14 protein-coding genes are annotated in these 17,845 nt (G+C 41.0%); 10 read left to right on the top strand and 4 right to left on the bottom strand.

The features are described from left to right. Positions 1-18: 18 nt before the first annotated feature. The 4 genes from AC6H44_RS00790 to AC6H44_RS00775 all read left to right on the top strand — a co-directional run bounded on the left by AC6H44_RS00790 (position 19) and on the right by AC6H44_RS00775 (position 2,926). Complete coding sequence (locus tag AC6H44_RS00790; protein WP_500736889.1) at positions 19-546, top strand: SPOR domain-containing protein; 528 nt, start codon at positions 19-21, stop codon at positions 544-546. Between the two features lie 80 nt (positions 547-626). Then, on the top strand, positions 627-1,145 hold the full coding sequence (gene hslV / locus AC6H44_RS00785; protein WP_500736887.1) for an ATP-dependent protease subunit HslV: 519 nt from the start codon (positions 627-629) through the stop codon (positions 1,143-1,145). Positions 1,146-1,157: 12 nt separating this feature from the next. Beyond that, on the top strand, positions 1,158-2,486 hold the full coding sequence (hslU, locus tag AC6H44_RS00780) for an ATP-dependent protease ATPase subunit HslU (RefSeq protein WP_500736886.1): 1,329 nt from the start codon (positions 1,158-1,160) through the stop codon (positions 2,484-2,486). 65 nt (positions 2,487-2,551) lie between these two features. Then, entirely contained in the window at positions 2,552-2,926 is a 375-nt protein-coding gene (locus tag AC6H44_RS00775; RefSeq protein WP_500736885.1) for a gamma-butyrobetaine hydroxylase family protein, read from the top strand. Between the two features lie 21 nt (positions 2,927-2,947). Here the strand turns inward: AC6H44_RS00775 and AC6H44_RS00770 are convergent, their stop codons facing one another. After that, entirely contained in the window at positions 2,948-4,828 is a 1,881-nt protein-coding gene (locus AC6H44_RS00770) for a methyl-accepting chemotaxis protein (RefSeq protein WP_500736884.1), read from the bottom strand. Between the two features lie 392 nt (positions 4,829-5,220). Between AC6H44_RS00770 and rraA the strand changes: the two genes are divergently transcribed. Beyond that, positions 5,221-5,718 (top strand): ribonuclease E activity regulator RraA, encoded by a 498-nt coding sequence (rraA, locus tag AC6H44_RS00765; RefSeq protein WP_500736882.1) that lies wholly within the window; start codon positions 5,221-5,223, stop codon positions 5,716-5,718. A gap of 1 nt (position 5,719) precedes the next feature. Continuing rightward, positions 5,720-6,769: a formimidoylglutamase gene (locus AC6H44_RS00760; protein WP_500736881.1), complete on the top strand. Its 1,050-nt coding sequence runs from the start codon at positions 5,720-5,722 to the stop codon at positions 6,767-6,769. Here AC6H44_RS00760 and AC6H44_RS00755 read toward each other — a convergent pair. Together AC6H44_RS00755 and hutI are read right to left on the bottom strand one after the other, a co-directional pair. Beyond that, positions 6,766-8,490: an EAL domain-containing protein gene (locus AC6H44_RS00755; protein WP_500736879.1), complete on the bottom strand. Its 1,725-nt coding sequence runs from the start codon at positions 8,488-8,490 to the stop codon at positions 6,766-6,768. The two genes, AC6H44_RS00760 and AC6H44_RS00755, sit on opposite strands and share 4 nt — an antisense overlap. Positions 8,491-8,549: 59 nt before the next feature. Further along, positions 8,550-9,797 (bottom strand): imidazolonepropionase, encoded by a 1,248-nt coding sequence (hutI, locus tag AC6H44_RS00750; protein ID WP_500736878.1) that lies wholly within the window; start codon positions 9,795-9,797, stop codon positions 8,550-8,552. Between the two features lie 110 nt (positions 9,798-9,907). On the opposite strand from hutI, the gene hutC reads away from it, so the two are divergent. From hutC to hutH, 3 genes are read left to right on the top strand one after another with little or no spacing between them, the layout of a single operon-like run. Further along, positions 9,908-10,633, top strand: coding sequence for a histidine utilization transcriptional repressor HutC (gene hutC, locus AC6H44_RS00745; protein ID WP_500736877.1), 726 nt, complete (start codon positions 9,908-9,910; stop codon positions 10,631-10,633). A 22-nt stretch (positions 10,634-10,655) separates the two neighbouring features. Then, positions 10,656-12,335: a urocanate hydratase gene (gene hutU / locus AC6H44_RS00740; RefSeq protein WP_500736875.1), complete on the top strand. Its 1,680-nt coding sequence runs from the start codon at positions 10,656-10,658 to the stop codon at positions 12,333-12,335. Then, a complete protein-coding gene (hutH, locus tag AC6H44_RS00735) occupies positions 12,332-13,870 on the top strand; it encodes a histidine ammonia-lyase (protein WP_500736873.1) in 1,539 nt (512 codons plus the stop codon). Before hutU ends, hutH begins: the two co-directional genes overlap by 4 nt. Positions 13,871-13,880: 10 nt before the next feature. On the opposite strand, the gene AC6H44_RS00730 is transcribed toward hutH, so the two are convergent. Continuing rightward, the gene (locus AC6H44_RS00730) at positions 13,881-14,651 is read right to left on the bottom strand and encodes a Rossmann-fold NAD(P)-binding domain-containing protein (protein WP_500736872.1); all 771 of its coding nucleotides are present in this window, start codon (positions 14,649-14,651) and stop codon (positions 13,881-13,883) included. A gap of 414 nt (positions 14,652-15,065) precedes the next feature. On the opposite strand from AC6H44_RS00730, the gene secA reads away from it, so the two are divergent. Beyond that, positions 15,066-17,774, top strand: a complete 2,709-nt coding sequence (secA, locus tag AC6H44_RS00725) for a preprotein translocase subunit SecA (RefSeq protein ID WP_500736871.1) — start codon at positions 15,066-15,068, stop codon at positions 17,772-17,774. The last annotated feature ends 71 nt before the right edge of the window (positions 17,775-17,845 follow it).

Genomic DNA, 17,845 nt, shown 5'->3' with positions numbered 1-17,845 from the left:
AAGGCCACACATAACACCATGGCACAGCACGATTATATTAATAAAAAACCCAAAAATAGAAAAAATAGCAAACAACAACCAACTAAAAAACCTTTCCCAATTTTGTTGACCGTTATTGCATTATTACTCGTCGGTGGTTTTGCGTACGGATTATGGTTTGTTAAAAACAATGCCGACCCTGAACTTGTTGAAAAACAAGCAAGCCCAACACCTGAAAAACAAGTAGAGATAGCTAAACCACAGCCGCCAAAGTTTATTAAAGAAATTAAAGAGCATGAAATTCAAGTGAAAGTGAAAGAACTTGAACAAAAAGGCCCCTATGTCATGCAATGTGGTTCGTTTAGAACTTATGACCAAGCTGAAACTTTAAAAGCTAAAATAGCCTTTGCAGGGCTAATTTCAGAGATAAAAAAAACCACAGGCACCAATGGTATTTGGTACAAAGTTCGTTTAGGGCCTTATGAAACCAAGCGTCAAGCCGAAAGTGATAAAAACAAACTTAAGCGAATTAATATCGTTGGCTGTGGAATTTGGGGTTGGACTTGAATTTAAACCATTCACCCATATAACCTCTTCATAATCGTTTTTTATGCACTGCCCCATGCAGCGCAATGATGAGGAATAGCATGACTACAATAGTAAGTGTACGCCGTGATAACAAAGTTGTTATTGGCGGTGACGGCCAAGTTTCCCTTGGTAATACAGTAATGAAAGGTAACGCCCGAAAAGTTCGACGTCTTTATAATGGCAAAGTAATCGCTGGTTTTGCCGGGGGAACTGCCGATGCTTTTACGCTTTTCGAACGCTTTGAAAGCAAATTAGAAATGCATCAAGGCAACCTCACTAAAGCCGCTGTAGAAATGGCAAAAGATTGGCGCAGCAATCGTGCACTGCGAAAACTTGAAGCTTTACTTGCCGTTGCTGATGAAACGGCTTCGCTAATCATTACCGGTAACGGTGATGTAGTACAACCAGAAAACGACCTAATTGCCATTGGTAGCGGTGGTAACTTTGCGCAATCTGCCGCCACGGCCCTACTAGAAAACACCGATTTAAGCGCGCGTGAAATTGTAGAAAAAAGCCTCACAATTGCCGGCAATATCTGTGTATTTACGAATAACTTTCAAACTATTGAAGAATTGTAATAGGAACTCGCTATGTCTGATATGACCCCAAGAGAAATTGTTCATGAGCTTGACCAACATATTATTGGTCAAACTAAAGCGAAAAAAGCAGTTGCTATTGCCCTTCGTAACCGCTGGCGCCGGATGCAGTTAAATGAAGACTTACGCGCAGAAGTCACGCCAAAAAATATTTTAATGATAGGCCCAACAGGTGTTGGTAAAACGGAGATTGCTCGTCGATTAGCCAAACTTGCTAATGCGCCCTTTATCAAAGTTGAGGCGACTAAATTTACCGAAGTAGGTTATGTGGGCAAAGAAGTTGAAACTATCATTCGTGATTTAGTCGACGTTTCAATTAAAATGACCCGCGAACAACAAACTAAAAAGTTCAAACATCGTGCCGAAGAAGCCGCTGAAGAACGTATATTAGATGCACTATTACCTCCCGCTAAAGATCAATACGGTGACGTTCAGCGAGATGAAAACTCATCAACACGCCAATCATTTCGTAAAAAATTACGCGAAGGCCAGTTAGATGACAAAGAAATTGATATTGATTTAGCACAAGCACAGCCTAATATTGAAATTATGGCGCCTCCTGGCATGGAAGAGATGACCAACCAGCTACAAGGCATGTTTCAAAATATGGGCGGCGATAAACGCACTAAACGTAAACTTAAAATTAAAGAAGCATTTAAACTTCTAACCGAAGAAGAGGCTGGAAAATTAGTTAATCCTGAAGAATTAAAGGAACAAGCTATTTTTGCAGTAGAACAAAACGGTATTGTGTTTATTGATGAAATAGACAAAATTTGTAAACGTGGTGAAGCCTCAGGGCCAGATGTAAGCCGCGAAGGTGTACAACGTGACTTGCTGCCACTTATTGAAGGTTCTACCGTTAACACTAAGCATGGCATGGTCAAAACTGATCATATGTTGTTTATTGCCTCTGGCGCATTCCAAATGTCTAAACCATCAGACATGATCCCTGAGCTGCAAGGTCGCTTACCTATTCGTGTTGAGCTTGAGCCACTTACAGCCGATGACTTTAAACGCATCTTAACTGAGCCACACGCATCACTGACAGAGCAGCAAAGAGAGCTACTTAAAACCGAACAAGTAACTATCGAATTTAGCGATGATGCGATTGAGCGTATTGCAAAAGCGGCATGGCAAGTAAACGAGAAAACTGAAAATATCGGGGCTCGTCGTCTGCATACAGTGATGGAAAGGTTAATGGAAGAAATTTCATATGACGCTTCTGAAAAGGCGGGTTCTAGCCTAGTAATCGACGCCGCCTATGTTGAAAAACATCTAGGTGCGCTGGTTGAAGATGAAGACTTAAGTCGCTTTATTCTTTAATTGCAAATATAACGCGTTATACTAAAAGCCTCCCTTTGGAGGCTTTTTTACACATTGAGATAACGATGAAACAAGTAACTAAAGTGCACTATCATAGTGTGAGTAAAAACCTAGATGTTTTTTTTGATGATCATTCAAAAGCTATATTTAGTACCGAGTTTTTGCGTGTCCATTCTCCCTCAGCAGAGGTTCAAGGCCATGGCTCTGAGCCTATGAAACTAGTACTTAATAAACAGTCTGTAGGCATTAAAACTATCACGCCGGTCGGGCATTATGCATTGCGTTTAGCGTTTGATGATGGGCATAACAGTGGGCTATTTAGTTGGCACTATTTTGCTATATTACAAGCTCAGCAAACAGGCTTATGGGATACGTATTTGGAGCGTGTTAAACAACACGAAAATAACAAAGACAGCGTACCAATAAAGTTTGTTCCTTAAACTTTATTGGTTTTATAAGGCTTAAACTTTATACTTTGATATTGCTTGATGCAACACCCTTGCTTGCTCAGATACTTCTTCGCTGGTTTGCGCATTTGTTAATGAATGGGCAGAGGCTCCTTCAGCAATATCACGAATACGCACCACGTTTTTATTAACCTCTGATGCGACTTGGCTTTGCTCCTCTATTGCTGTTGCAATATGTGTACTCATTTCCATAATAGTTTGTACATCGTTAGTAATTGAGCTTAACAACTCACCCGCTTTTGTGGCTTGCGTCGCACTTTCGCCTCCTTGTGTACGACACTGATGCATAATACTTACAACCTCTTGCGTACGCTGTTGCAAGGTGTTGATTATACCTTCTATTTCGCTGGTAGACTCTTGCGTGCGCTGTGCAAGTGAACGAACCTCATCTGCTACAACCGCAAAGCCACGGCCTTGCTCGCCGGCTCTAGCCGCTTCAATGGCCGCATTTAATGCCAGTAAGTTAGTTTGCTCTGCAATTGCACGAATAACATCAAGCACTGATCCAATCGTTTCACCATCTTTTTCTAACTGCGATACCACGCCCGATGCCTTTACTAAAGAGTCTGATAACGCATTAATATGTTTAATAGTCGACTCTACTTCAACTTGACCTTGCTGAGCGCTTATATTGGTAGATTCTGCTTTTTTAGCCGCGGCTTCAGTGTTATGCGAAATATCTTGAATCGTTGCCTGCATTTCTGTGGCCGCGGTTGCCACCATATCTGCTTCATGCAATTGCTCTTGCATACCTGAGCTGGTAGCTGCTGTTGTCTTCGATAGATCTTCAGTGGCAAGATTTAGTGTTTTTAATGCTGTGTTTACTTCATAAATAAGATCTTTAAAATCACTAATTAGACTATTAAAGTCGATAGTCATTCTAGTTACTTCATCTTTTCCTTTGTGTTCAATAAATAAACTTAAATCATTATTTCGTCTGATCTTATCAATCGCTTTGTAAACCTTTTCAATTGGCTGAATAATCGAACGGCTGGTTAAGTACACAAGCAACATAACAATCACGCTAGCCACAACAAATATAATTATTGCTGATAGTTGTGTTTGTTGAGCCGTTTTACTTACTTGCTCTTTAGTCGCCTCAGTGATCAAAGAAACCACGTCATCGCTTTTGTTGACACTCGCCCTCATTTTACCTAAAGCGCCCGAGTTAAGATCGACACCTAGTGCAACTTGCGCCTTAACTAATTGGGTAAATTTAACTTGGTAATTATTAAATAGTTTGATTATTTGAGTACGTACGTCATTGGGTAACTCGGCAGCATTGACTTGTTGTTTTAACTCACTAGCCAAATTATTAAATCGATCTAAATATTTGATATCTAAACGCAACATAAAGTCTTTTTCTGCACGGCGAAGCTGTAACATAGTTGTAAGTAGCTGGTAGTTATTTTGCTCATAAAGCAGTGTTTCTATATTGTGCACAGCCTGGCGGAGTTCGCCATAAAGCGCATCTTTTGAATGCAAACCAATTGTTCGTTGCAGTTTTACAACTGATTCAAAGTCTTCGTTGTACTGCTTTACAAGCGAAGAGAGTTGATTTACTTGCTCAGTCGCAAGTCTTAAATCAGAAGACAATACCGTTAACTTTTCTAGTTTTATTTGTAACTGTTCATATTCTTGAGTAAACAGCTCAAGCCTTGATTCATCTTTATAAAACAAGAAGTCTTTTTCATATTTTCGCATCGTCAGTTCATGAACATTTAGATCTTGTGAGTACTGAAGCGTCTCATTTAATTTCAGCATAATGCGAGATTGATAAATGATAATAAACAGCATCACTATCATTGCTAAGCCAACAACCAATGCATTAAGTTGTAAACGACGTTTAATGCTCATATTTTGTAACAAATTCATTTTAAATACCTATTTATATTTGCCAGCGCAAAATAATGTGATGCTTTGTTTTGTTTAAATCATTAATTTTGACTAAAAGTAAAAGGGATCGCCGGTAAAATTTAACCATTAACAAATTCCCTTTAAACAAATGGGCAATATAAAACCATTAGCCTAACAACAGTATTGCTCAATTTCATAACTCTTGCCACTGATGAATAAGATAAAGAACCTTATCAAAAATGTAGCGCATCATTTTATGATAAAAAAATGACATATTTATGAAAAAATTATTATTTTTGTACTTAACTTAGTGCTGATTAAGGCTAAATTTACTGCGATTCAGTCGTTGTTATTGCATGTAAGGAGGGTATACTAAGTGACTAACTTATGTATCTTTTGAGGATAAAATAATGGATTACAGCACTTCTGATTTATGTGACCACTTTGCTGATGTGGTTGATGTGCTTGAACCTATGTTCATCAACTTCGGTGGTAAACACAGCTTTGGTGGCCGCATTAAAACAATAAAATGTTTTGAAAATAATGAGCTTATTCGTCAATTACTTGCTCAAGATGGTACTGATCAAATTTTACTTATTGACGGGGGTGGTTCAACCCGCCGAGCATTAATTGACATTGAGTTGGCTGAACTAGCGCTTGAAAATAATTGGCAAGGTATCATAGTGTATGGCGCATTGCGTCACGTTGATGAACTTGAAGAACTGGATATAGGCATTCAAGCCATTGCTTCAATTCCAGTTGCCGCAGACAGTGAAGGCGCAGGTGAAAGCGGGATAGGCGTTAATTTTGCTGGCGTATCATTTTTTGATGATGACTTTGTTTATGCCGACAGTACAGGTATTGTGCTTTCCGCTGAAGAATTAGAGCTGGAAATTATAGAACTTTAACGTGACTGTTCATCTTAAGATATATAATGAAAGCACGGTTGAGCGCATTTGCACTCACCGCGCTGGTGAGCTAAAAGCGTGGCAGTCAATGGCATTACTTGATGCCGAAGACAACATTCAGCAAGCGCTAAATGACGCTGTGCAATTTGGTATGCGCTTTGTTTTACTGGGTGTTTGCGAAGATATTGGACCTAGAGCCAATCTAGGTAAAGGCGGAGCACAGCATGCTTGGCCAGCTTTTTTACAACACTTTTTAAACCAGCCTCACAATCACGCTATCGCCATGCAAAAAGTGCTACTACTTGGCGAGGTAAACCTCGATGACTTAATGGAACAAGCGCAGCTGCTTGATAATCAAAACCCTGATGACTTAGTTCAACTTCGCACTCTGTGTGCTGAAATAGATCTGCGTGTCGAAGCAGTTTTAAGCCTGATTTTTAAAGCAGGGCTTGAACCCATTATTATTGGCGGTGGGCATAATAACTGTTTAGGTATTATTCGCTCGCTTGCCAAACATAACAACAGCGCAATTAATGCCATTAATTTAGACCCCCATGCCGACTTTCGAGAGTGTGAAGGCAGACACAGTGGCAATGGATTTGGATATGCTTATCAAGAGCAGCATCTGAAAAATTACCATGTTATTGGTTTACATGAGCTTAAAAACAATCAGGCCATTTTTAATGCCATGCACAGTGCAAATTTTAGCTACACCAGCTATCAAGCTATTAATGTTAGGCGAGCAATAAACTTAACGGATGCAACAAATAATGCACTAAATGCATTTGATAACGCCCCGTTAGGAGTGGAAGTTGATTTAGATAGCTTAACGAATATGCCTGCAAGTGCATTTAATTATTGTGGATTTGATGTGAGTGACGCTGAGCATTATGTTTACTTAGCTGCAAACAACCACCGCAGTGCATATTTGCATTTATGTGAAGCTGCCCCTTCACAACACCCTCAATCTATAGCAGCCGGTAAATTACAATGTGGCCAAGTGATCAGCGCTTTAGTGAATACCTACTTACAAACAAAACACAGTCTTTAAAGCTCTTGTGCCTCTAGCCACTGTTTAACCCAACTTATTAGTCCTAAACTGCTTAAAGGGTGACCAAAATAATACCCCTGTGAAGCATAAGCATTTAAACTTTTTACAAATTTAAGTTGATCTAAGGTTTCCACTCCCTCAAAAATCACTTTTGTTTGTTGCAGGTTATGCATTTCAACCATGCCACTTACTAAGCTGCGTATGTTACTTTGATTACTAAAGTCGGCGGTTAATGCCGGAGACACTTTAATATATTCCACTGCTAAACTGGGTAATTTAGAGAGCAATACTGGATTATCTCCCAAACCATCAACGCACACCTTTAAACCTAAACTGTTTAGCCTTGCAATCATGGCTCTGCCTTTATCATCAAGGCTAATAAAAACATGTAGCGGGCACTCTATAATTAAATCGCCTGGCCTTAGTTGATACTCACCAATAACCCCATAAACAAAATCAACAAACTCTTCATTGAGCATTTCGGGGCCAAATAAGTTAATACTTAAAGGCACTGACATTCCTTTTATACGAAGCGACTTGGCCAATTCACCAGCTCGTTTAATTACGAAAGTCGCGAGTGAATAACCAAGCCCTGCAATTTTAATATCATTAATAAATCGACTCGCTGATATAGTACCTTGTGTTGGGTGTTGCCAGCGCAGTAACAACTCTAAAAATTCAACTTGACCATCGTTGTTTCGAATCACAGGTTGAAAAAACAATTCAAATTCATCGGCGAAATTAATATTTGCTAATTCAGTTAAACGCGCCTGCTGCTGTATATGCTCAATTGTCATTTGTTGATGATATGCCACTATTTGTTTACTTGGCTGGCTATCAAGCGCTAAGTAAGCATGACTAATAAAATCATCAAAACTATCGTTATGGTGATCACAGTGAACGTAGCTCGCTCTTACTTTTACTTCAATAGTGCAATTAGCCACGTTAAATGGTTTTAAGGTAGCGCCAATAATTTGCTCTATAAGCTGTTGGTGCAAATGATGATGGTTTTGCAGATCACAAATAAATGCAAAATTTAACCCGCCCAAATGCGCTAACTTAGCGTGCTGGGCAAGGTAATACACTTGCTCACTGTCTAATAAATTTTTTATTCTATTTGCTGACTGGGCAAGCAGTAAATCACCAAAATCTCGACCTATATGCTGGTTAACTTGCGTAAATCCCTCTAGCCTTAACACGACAAGCGCAGCTTTTAATACACCTTCACTGGTAAGCTCATTATACTTTTGACGTAATTGTTGTTTATCGGGAAAACTGGCTAAGGGGGAGTCTTCAACAAACACCTCAGGTTTGGTTTGCGACTTAAAAGGCGCAGCAACCGGCGATTGATTATTAGTTAACAAGCCACTTACGCAGAGCATTAAAATAGCTAAAACAAGCCAGGCTAAATGCACTGTAAAAAAGAGGTAGCCTATTAATAATAATAAAAACAACCCTGTGGCAAAGGCACTTATTAGACGTGGCGTTTTTTGCTTTAGCAAATTCACATGATATAAATTAAATCCAAACCCTAGGGCCAATAAAATAGCAAACCAAGATATGGCAGTGCTTACCATAGCTAATCCAACAAGCCCAGTGTATAAAAAACCGAGCCGCTGAATATTACTTTTTACCGTTAATAAGGTAGCAACCATAGCCATTAAAAGTGCGCCACTTAAAAAAATGGCTAAATTGCTACCGCTCAATAACATTTCATCCATAGCTTAAGCACTCACTGACATCAAAAAAAACATAGATTTAAGAGTTAATTTTATAAAAACTAACTAAGTTTACCCAATATCCATAAATTTAACAGTTTATTTACCCCAAACTGATAACTTAGTTGTGCAGGATGATCTATTTGCCAGTGTGCTATATCTGCACGAGCGCCTACTTTTAATACGCCTCTATCACTAAAACCTAAAGCACGAGCCGCGTGCGCTGTTACTCCAGTTAATGCTTGCTCTGGGGTGAAATTAAATAAAGTACAGGCCATATTCATCATTAATTGTAATGAACATAACGGCGATGTACCGGGATTAAAGTCACTGGCAATAGCGATTGGCACCTTGTATTTATTTAACAATTCAATTGGCGGGTATTTAGTCTCTTTTAAAAAATAAAATGCGCCAGGCAGTAATACCGCCACAGTGCCTGCGTTTGCCATAGCTTTTACGCCTGCTTCATCAAGGTATTCTAAATGATCCGCCGACAAGCCATTATATTGCGCCACCAGCGTTGCCCCTTGTTGATTAGATAACTGCTCAGCATGACATTTAACTGCCAAACCATACTTTTTAGCCGCGTTAAATACACGTTGTGTTTGTGCGTAACTAAAACCAATCCCTTCACAAAATACGTCCACTGCATCCACTAAATCATGTTCAACAAGCGTACTTAACATTTCATTACACACTAAATCAATGTAATCATCACTGCGGTTTTTAAATTCTAAAGGAAGCGCATGTGCCCCTAAAAAGGTGTTTACCACTTCAATGGGATGATGTTGATTTAATAGCCTAGCAACCTCTAATATTTTTTTCTCATTGTGTATATCAAGCCCATATCCAGACTTAATTTCAACCGTTGTTACCCCTTCGGCTAACAGCGCATTTAAACGATCTTTAGCCATTACAAACAGCTGTTCGTGATCAGCTTCTCGGGTTGCTTTAACCGTACTTGCAATCCCCCCCCCTTGCGCGGCTATTTGCTGGTAACTGACTCCTTGCAAACGTTGCTCAAACTCCTGCGCACGGGAACCGGCAAACACTAAATGAGTATGGCAATCAATTAAGCCAGGGGTTAACCACTGCCCTTTAACACTTAATATTGGCGTAGTTAGTACATCAAAGTTAGGTAACTTAGTTTGCTCACCTAGCCAGACTATTTTTCCATTTTTAATTGCTAACGCTGCATTTTCTATCGCTCCATAAGGCGCATCAATATTGCTATCCATAGTGGCAATATTGGCATCTGTGAGTAATAAATCGATATCATTTAATTGTGTTGTGAATTCTGTGGCCTGCATAAGTCTCTCCATGGTGGTGTAAAACGAGTCTAACAACACATCTTGTATATACAAGATAATTATGCCATCTTATTCCGTATTGTTTATTTTTAAGACACTAAAAACACCCTATGGCAACAGCTAAATTTATGCAAATAAAACAGTTTATTGTAGATAAAATACGCAGCGGGATTTGGCTTGAAAACCAACGTGTGCCCTCAGAAAATGAGCTAACGAAACAATTTGCAGTAAGTCGAATGACCGCACGTCGGGCGCTAAGTGAACTCACTGATACCGGAATTTTAACTCGCAGCCAAGGACTAGGTACCTTTGTCGCAAGTTTTAAGTCGCAGTCGTCATTACTGGAAATAAAAAACATAGCCCATGAGGTCAAAGAGCGAAACGGAAACTACAGCTGTACTATACATGTGCTTGAATCAATTAAGGCAGTGGCGCCTATTGCAATTGCTCTAGGCGTTGACATAGACAGTGTTGTTTATAGAAGTGTATTAGTTCATAACGAAAACGACAGTCCTCTACAAGTTGAAGAGCGCTTTGTAAACCCGCCACTTGCAAAGGATTATTTACAGCAAGATTTTACGACCCTCACTCCACATGAATACCTATCAACGGTTGCCCCTTTAACGCAAGCAAGGCACACCGTAGAAGCAATCACGCCAAACAATGAAGTATGTCAATGGCTTAACTTATATAACGAAGAGCCTTGTTTACAAGTGATCCGCCGCACTTGGTCGGTTAACGGCATTGTGAGTTTTGCACGACTTATATCGCCGGGCAGTAAGTATCGTTTGGGCGGACAATTAACATTTAAAAATAATAAAGCGCACAACGCTTAATAACACCAGACAGGAGAGCACAATGAATCATCGACTAGACACAAAGCGCACAATACGCGCGCAACATGGCAATCAAATAACCACAAAAAGCTGGCAAACCGAAGCAGCTAAACGCATGCTAATGAATAATTTAGACCCTGATGTTGCAGAGCACCCTCAGGCTTTAGTAGTGTATGGTGGTATTGGCCGTGCAGCACGTGACTGGCCAAGCTATGACAAAATAATTGCCACGCTTGAACGCCTCGAAGATGACGAAACCTTATTAGTACAATCAGGTAAGCCTGTAGGTGTATTTAAAACTCATAGCAATGCGCCTCGAGTGTTAATTGCAAACTCCAACCTTGTTCCGCATTGGGCTAACTGGGAACACTTTAACGAGTTAGATAAAAAAGGCTTGATGATGTACGGCCAAATGACCGCAGGATCTTGGATTTATATTGGCTCTCAAGGCATTGTACAAGGCACTTATGAAACCTTTATAGCAATGGCAAAACAGCACTTTTTAGGCAACCCTAAAGGTAAATGGGTATTAACAGGTGGCCTAGGTGGTATGGGCGGTGCACAGCCATTAGCGGCCACCATGGCAGGATTCAGTGCCTTAGTGGTGGAGTGTGATGAAAGCCGTATCGATTTTCGGATAAAAACAGGGTATGTCGACGTAAAAGCCACAGATCTTGAACATGCTCTAAAATTAATAACCGATGCTTGCATAAAAGGTGATGCGCTTTCTGTGGGGTTACTGGGTAACGCCGCCGATGTTTTTAGTACTTTAGTAAAAAGCGGGGTTACCCCCGATATAGTCACCGATCAAACCTCAGCGCACGATCCACTTAATGGCTACCTGCCACAAGGCTGGAGTATGGAGCATGCTGCAAAAATGCGAATCGATAACCCACAAGCGGTTGTAAAAGCCGCTAAACAGTCAATGGCGGTGCAAGTAAAGGCGATGCTGGCACTACAACAAGCCGGAGCAGCGACCACCGACTATGGTAATAACATTCGTCAAATGGCACTCGAAGAAGGCGTAAGTAATGCCTTTGACTTCCCAGGCTTTGTACCTACTTATATTCGCCCATTATTTTGTGAAGGTATTGGCCCGTTTAGATGGGTAGCCCTATCTGGCGACCCTGAAGATATTTATAAAACCGATGCCAAAGTAAAAGAACTTATCCCTGATGATACGCATTTGCATAATTGGCTCGACATGGCGCGTGAGCGAATTCAATTTCAAGGCTTGCCTGCACGTATTTGTTGGGTTGGTCTAAAAGACAGAGCACGCCTTGCTGTTGCCTTTAACGATATGGTTAAAAGCGGTGAGCTCAAAGCACCAGTCGTTATAGGGCGAGATCATCTCGACTCAGGCTCGGTTGCCAGCCCTAATCGTGAAACTGAAAGCATGAAAGATGGATCCGATGCGGTCTCAGATTGGCCACTATTAAATGCACTGCTGAATACCGCAGGCGGGGCTACTTGGGTATCGCTTCATCATGGCGGTGGTGTCGGCATGGGCTTTAGTCAGCACTCTGGTGTGGTGATTGTTGCCGATGGCAGTGATGAAGCAGAGCAGCGTCTTGCTCGAGTATTGTGGAACGACCCTGCCACTGGTGTAATGCGCCACGCCGATGCCGGTTATGAGATTGCACAAAACTGTGCGCAACAACAAAACCTCGACCTACCAATGCTTAATAAGGATAAGTCATGATTTCATACACACTGACACCCGGGACACTTGATTTACATACCCTAAGAAAAATTAATCAATCAGCCGTTAATTTAACACTCGCTAGTAAGGCAGCTGAGCAAATAGCAGCCAGTGCTCAAACAGTGCAAAACGTAATAAACGAGCACCGCACTGTGTATGGTATTAATACCGGCTTTGGTTTACTAGCCAATACTAAAATAGCGGATGATGAGCTTGAGCTATTACAACGCAGTATTGTGCTTTCACATGCTGCCGGTATTGGCGAATTAATGGATGACAACACTGTTAGGTTAATGATCACCCTAAAAATAAACTCCTTATCACGAGGGTATTCTGGTATTCGCTTAGCTGTGATTGAGTTTTTTATACAATTGCTTAAAAATGAAGTTTACCCCTGCGTGCCAAAAAAAGGCTCAGTGGGTGCATCCGGCGATTTAGCTCCCCTTGCACATATGTGTTTACCTCTATTAGGTGAAGGGCAAATGCGTTACCGAGGTGAGCTGATAAGCGCTGCACAAGGGCTAAAAATTGCAGGCCTTGAACCTCTTACATTAGCCGCTAAAGAAGGTTTAGCCTTATTAAATGGCACCCAAGCATCCACCGCATTTGCGCTACAGGGATTATTTAGAGCCGAAGATTTATATGCACAAAGTTGCGTTATTGGCGCTATAAGCATAGAAGCGGCCATGGGCAGTCGCGCACCATTTGATGCTCGCATTCATGAGGTGCGTGGTCAACGTGGGCAAATTGATACCGCCCACGTATTTAGAGAACTCCTGCACACCCACTCACAAATAAGCGACTCACATATTAATTGTGAAAAAGTACAAGACCCTTATTGTCTGCGTTGCCAACCGCAAGTACTTGGTGCGTGCTTAACCCAAATACGCCAAGCTAGCGAGGTGCTTTTATGTGAGTCAAACGGAGTAACCGATAACCCACTGGTATTTGCAGATGTAGGAGATATTATCTCTGGTGGTAACTTTCATGCAGAGCCCGTTGCAATGGCTGCAGATAACCTTGCGATTGCCATTGCTGAAATAGGCGCTTTAGCCGAGCGACGTATTGCACTACTAATAGACTCTAATTTGTCAAAATTACCGCCATTTTTAGTGGAAAACGGCGGGGTAAACTCCGGCTTTATGATTGCTCAAGTTACCGCAGCAGCGCTGGCCTCTGAAAATAAATCCTTAGCACACCCAGCGTCGGTAGATAGCTTACCGACTTCGGCTAATCAGGAAGATCACGTGTCTATGGCAACTTTTGCAGCACGGCGACTGGTTGATATGGCTAATAATACCCAAGGCGTACTGGCAATTGAATGGCTTAGTGCTGCTCAAGGGCTTGAATTTAGAGCCCCCCTGCGCGCATGTGATAAAGTAGAAAGTGCCAAAGCATTACTGCGCCAACATGTTAGCTATTACGATAAAGACCGGTATTTTGCTCCCGATATTGAAGCGGCTAACACGCTGCTAGGTGAAGGTAAGTTGTGTGACTTTATACCTCACTCACCCTTACCTTCTTATCATGAATGATTTACAACAGTTAAATACCAAACTGATAGCTAAAACCTAGCGCTTCTATCGCTGAGCCAATAATTTTGCGCTCAGCGACATCATCACTACTAAAACGTGGCACTTGTGTACCATACAGCGCACACTTTTGCGCATAATAATCTGCTTTTGTAGGATGTGCGGGGTTAACCACATTATAAATACTTTGCCCTTGCGACCAATTTTTAAGCACCGCATAAATCGCATTGATCACATCTTGCTGGTGCACCATATTAACCACTTGCTGGCTTGACGTATTGAGCTCTTTAGCTGCCACAAAACGGCCAGGCTCTCTGTTTGGTCCTAGTAAACCCGCTAAACGAAGTACTTTACCTTGGCGTTCAAGCACTTGCTCTTCAGCATCATATAACTTTATTTGTCGTTCATTAGTGCATGAAATATCGCTGCTCTCAGTGTATACACCAGGCTCTTGATCATAGACCCCAGTGGATGAGCACAGTAAAAAACCTTTGCAATTAAGCTCAGTAGCTAGCTTTAATGCATGTTCAAGCACTTGCGAATAATCACTTTCACTGTCTCGACTGCGAGGCGGAATGGCACATACCCAATACGCATTTTGCAAATCTAGTTGGTGCTGTAAGTCACCGTTTTTTAATACAAACTGGCGTTCAAACTCAAATTGATGGGTGTCACTACGATGAGTTCCTTGCACTTGCCAACCGTGTTTTTGTGCATCAATACATAAGGCCTGACCAAGCCAACCCGCACCAAGTACAACTAAATTGTTATCATTGAATTTCACTTTATTGTCCTTTATCAAAAGCACAAAGTTACCTGCAAACTGAATGAGTATCAATGCAAGGCTACTTTGCTAAGTACATAAGACGATTAACGCTTGTTTTTAATTTATTCAGCACCATATATTCAAGGTGTTGTTTATTTGCAATATAAATCGAAGTTAGCTGCACAACACTATTTCTATCACCATGATCTGTTTTTTCTGTTTTAAATGAAGATCTTTTTCTTGAGGTAGTTTGATGTTTAGCAGAGTCTGGTATAGTAGCACAGGTAATAAGCAGTGCTTTTCAAGCAGTTTAATACAAAATTGCTAATTAATGTGTCCTAAAGGTTAAAGAATACATTAATTATCAATTGTAAAAGAAAATGGGTTAGTCGATGCACGGCTAGCAAAAAAATACATTGTAACGGTTTTATCATGATATCTAATTTATTTACCAAGATTTTTGGTAGTCGCAATGATCGCACTATTAAAAATCTAAGAAAGACGGTCGCACTGATCAATGCACTTGAAACGCAACTAGAAGCGCTTTCAGATGAAGATTTAAAAGCTAAAACAGCTGAGTTTAGAGAGCGTTACGATAACGGACAAAGCTTAGACGATATTCTACCAGAAGCATTTGCTGTGGTACGTGAAGCGTCAAAGCGGGTAAATGGTATGCGTCATTTTGACGTACAGCTACTCGGTGGCATGGTTTTACATCAAGGTCGTATTGCAGAAATGCGTACCGGTGAAGGTAAAACACTCACAGCAACTCTACCTGCCTATTTAAATGGTTTAACGGGCAAAGGTGTCCATGTTATTACCGTCAATGATTACCTTGCCAAGCGTGATGCTGAAACTAACCGCTCATTATTTGAGTTTTTAGGGTTAACCGTTGGTTGCAATGTACCAGGCATGATGCCGCAACAGAAAAAACAAGCCTACATAGCCGACATTACTTACGGTACTAATAACGAGTTTGGTTTTGATTACCTGCGTGACAACATGGCATTTAGTATAGATGAGCGCGTACAACGCCCATTATTTTACGCCGTAGTGGATGAAGTCGATTCAATCTTAATTGATGAAGCACGAACGCCGCTTATTATTTCTGGCCCAGCTGAAGATAGCTCAGCGTTATACACTGAAATAAATACCATAGTTCCTCTACTTGAATTACAAGAAAGAGAAGACGAGGAAGGGATTGAAGGCGATGGTGATTTCACCATAGATGAAAAATCTAAACAGGTTCACCTAACTGAACGCGGGCAAATAAAAGTAGAAGAGCTACTTAACGAGCGCGGCTTAATTGAAGCAGGTGAAACACTGTATTCAGCAACGAGTATTACGCTACTTAGCCACGTTTATGCTGCTCTTCGTGCGCACAAGCTTTATCAAAAAGATGTTGATTACGTTATTAAAGAAAACGAAGTCATCATTATCGATGAGCACACAGGTCGTTCAATGGAAGGGCGTCGTTGGTCAGAAGGTTTACACCAAGCTGTAGAGGCAAAAGAAGGTGTAAAAATTCAAAACGAGAACCAAACATTAGCCTCTATTACTTTTCAAAATTATTTCCGCTTATACGAAACACTAGCAGGTATGACCGGCACAGCCGATACAGAAGCGTTTGAGTTTCAGTCTATTTATGGTTTAGACACCGTTGTTATGCCAACAAATAAACCCATGGTCCGTGATGATCGTGCTGACTTAGTGTACTTAACCCAAGAAGAAAAATACGAAGCCATTTTAGCCGACATTAAAGACTGTCAAGAACGTGGTCAGCCAGTACTTGTAGGCACTATCTCAATTGAAAGCTCGGAGTATTTATCGCAGTTTTTACGCAAAGAAAAAATTAAGCACAATGTACTGAATGCTAAATTCCACGCACAAGAAGCAGATATTGTTTCGGATGCGGGCTTACCAGGTACAGTCACCATTGCCACCAATATGGCTGGTCGTGGTACCGATATTGTACTTGGTGGTAACTGGAACAGTGAAGTTGAAAAACTTGAAAACCCCACTGACGAACAAATTGCTGAAATTAAAGCCGCATGGAAAATTCGCCATGATGCAGTCATTGATGCCGGCGGTTTGCACATTATTGGTACAGAACGCCATGAATCACGTCGTATCGATAATCAGCTACGTGGTCGTTCTGGTCGTCAAGGTGATGCAGGTTCGAGCCGTTTTTACTTATCGATGGATGATGCATTAATGCGTATTTTTGCCGGCGAACGCATGACTAACATGATGCGTAAGCTAGGCATGCAACGCGGTGAAGCGATTGAACATCCGTGGGTTAACCGCGCGATTGAAAATGCACAGCGTAAAGTAGAAGCACGTAACTTTGATGTTCGTAAACAATTACTTGAGTACGATGATGTAGCAAACGATCAACGTCGTGTGGTTTACTCTCAACGCAACGAATTGCTTGAAGAAGGTGATATTTCAGAAACGATCACGGCCATCCGTGGTGATGTGCTCGCCGGTGTGATTGATCAATACATTGCACCACAGAGCTTGGCTGAAATGTGGGATATACCTGGACTTGAAGAGCGCTTAAAGCAAGATTTCTTAATTGAGCTGCCTCTTTCACAGTGGTTAGCTGATGACAATAAACTATACGAAGAAAAGCTTCGCGATCGTATTGAAGAAGCGGTTGAGCAAGCTTATAAGCAAAAAGAGCAAATGGTCGGCGACTCTGTGTTACGTCAGTTTGAAAAAGCGATTATGCTACAGAGCCTTGACCAGCATTGGAAAGATCACCTTGCTGCTATGGATCACTTACGCCAAGGTATTCACTTACGTGGTTATGCACAAAAAAATCCTAAGCAAGAGTATAAACGTGAGTCGTTTGAATTGTTCTCTGAAATGCTAGAAAACTTAAAAATCGATGTTGTTGGTATTTTAAGTAAAGTCCAAGTACGTGCTGAAGAAGATGTTGAAAAAGTAGAAGAACAACACCGCAGAAGTGAAAATGCACCTCGCGAATATCAGCATGAAGAAGTAGAACATGTAGGTGGTGAAACACCAAAAGGCGCTCAGGTTATGGCGCGTAGCGAGCCAAAAGTAGGTCGCAACGATCCATGTCCATGTGGTTCAGGTCAAAAATACAAACAATGTTGTGGTAAATTAAAATAACACCACTTTGTTAAGTTAGACAAAAAGCGACGCTTGCGTCGCTTTTTTTATGTGACAAAAAAGGGAGAAAT

This window comes from Pseudoalteromonas sp. TAP-3C, from assembly GCF_059888565.1.
Note: the sequence above shows the minus strand (reverse complement) of the source record. Positions and strands in the feature narration are given on the sequence as shown.

What these genes read in the sequence shown, in the direction of transcription:
- AC6H44_RS00790 (WP_500736889.1), top strand. Translation starts at nt 19, where the DNA reads ATGGCACAGCACGATTATATTAATAAAAAACCCAAAAATAGAAAAAAT.
- hslV (WP_500736887.1), top strand. Translation starts at nt 627, where the DNA reads ATGACTACAATAGTAAGTGTACGCCGTGATAACAAAGTTGTTATTGGC.
- hslU (WP_500736886.1), top strand. Translation starts at nt 1,158, where the DNA reads ATGTCTGATATGACCCCAAGAGAAATTGTTCATGAGCTTGACCAACAT.
- AC6H44_RS00775 (WP_500736885.1), top strand. Translation starts at nt 2,552, where the DNA reads ATGAAACAAGTAACTAAAGTGCACTATCATAGTGTGAGTAAAAACCTA.
- AC6H44_RS00770 (WP_500736884.1), bottom strand. Translation starts at nt 4,828, where the DNA reads ATGAATTTGTTACAAAATATGAGCATTAAACGTCGTTTACAACTTAAT.
- rraA (WP_500736882.1), top strand. Translation starts at nt 5,221, where the DNA reads ATGGATTACAGCACTTCTGATTTATGTGACCACTTTGCTGATGTGGTT.
- AC6H44_RS00755 (WP_500736879.1), bottom strand. Translation starts at nt 8,490, where the DNA reads ATGGATGAAATGTTATTGAGCGGTAGCAATTTAGCCATTTTTTTAAGT.
- hutI (WP_500736878.1), bottom strand. Translation starts at nt 9,797, where the DNA reads ATGCAGGCCACAGAATTCACAACACAATTAAATGATATCGATTTATTA.
- hutC (WP_500736877.1), top strand. Translation starts at nt 9,908, where the DNA reads ATGGCAACAGCTAAATTTATGCAAATAAAACAGTTTATTGTAGATAAA.
- hutU (WP_500736875.1), top strand. Translation starts at nt 10,656, where the DNA reads ATGAATCATCGACTAGACACAAAGCGCACAATACGCGCGCAACATGGC.
- hutH (WP_500736873.1), top strand. Translation starts at nt 12,332, where the DNA reads ATGATTTCATACACACTGACACCCGGGACACTTGATTTACATACCCTA.
- secA (WP_500736871.1), top strand. Translation starts at nt 15,066, where the DNA reads ATGATATCTAATTTATTTACCAAGATTTTTGGTAGTCGCAATGATCGC.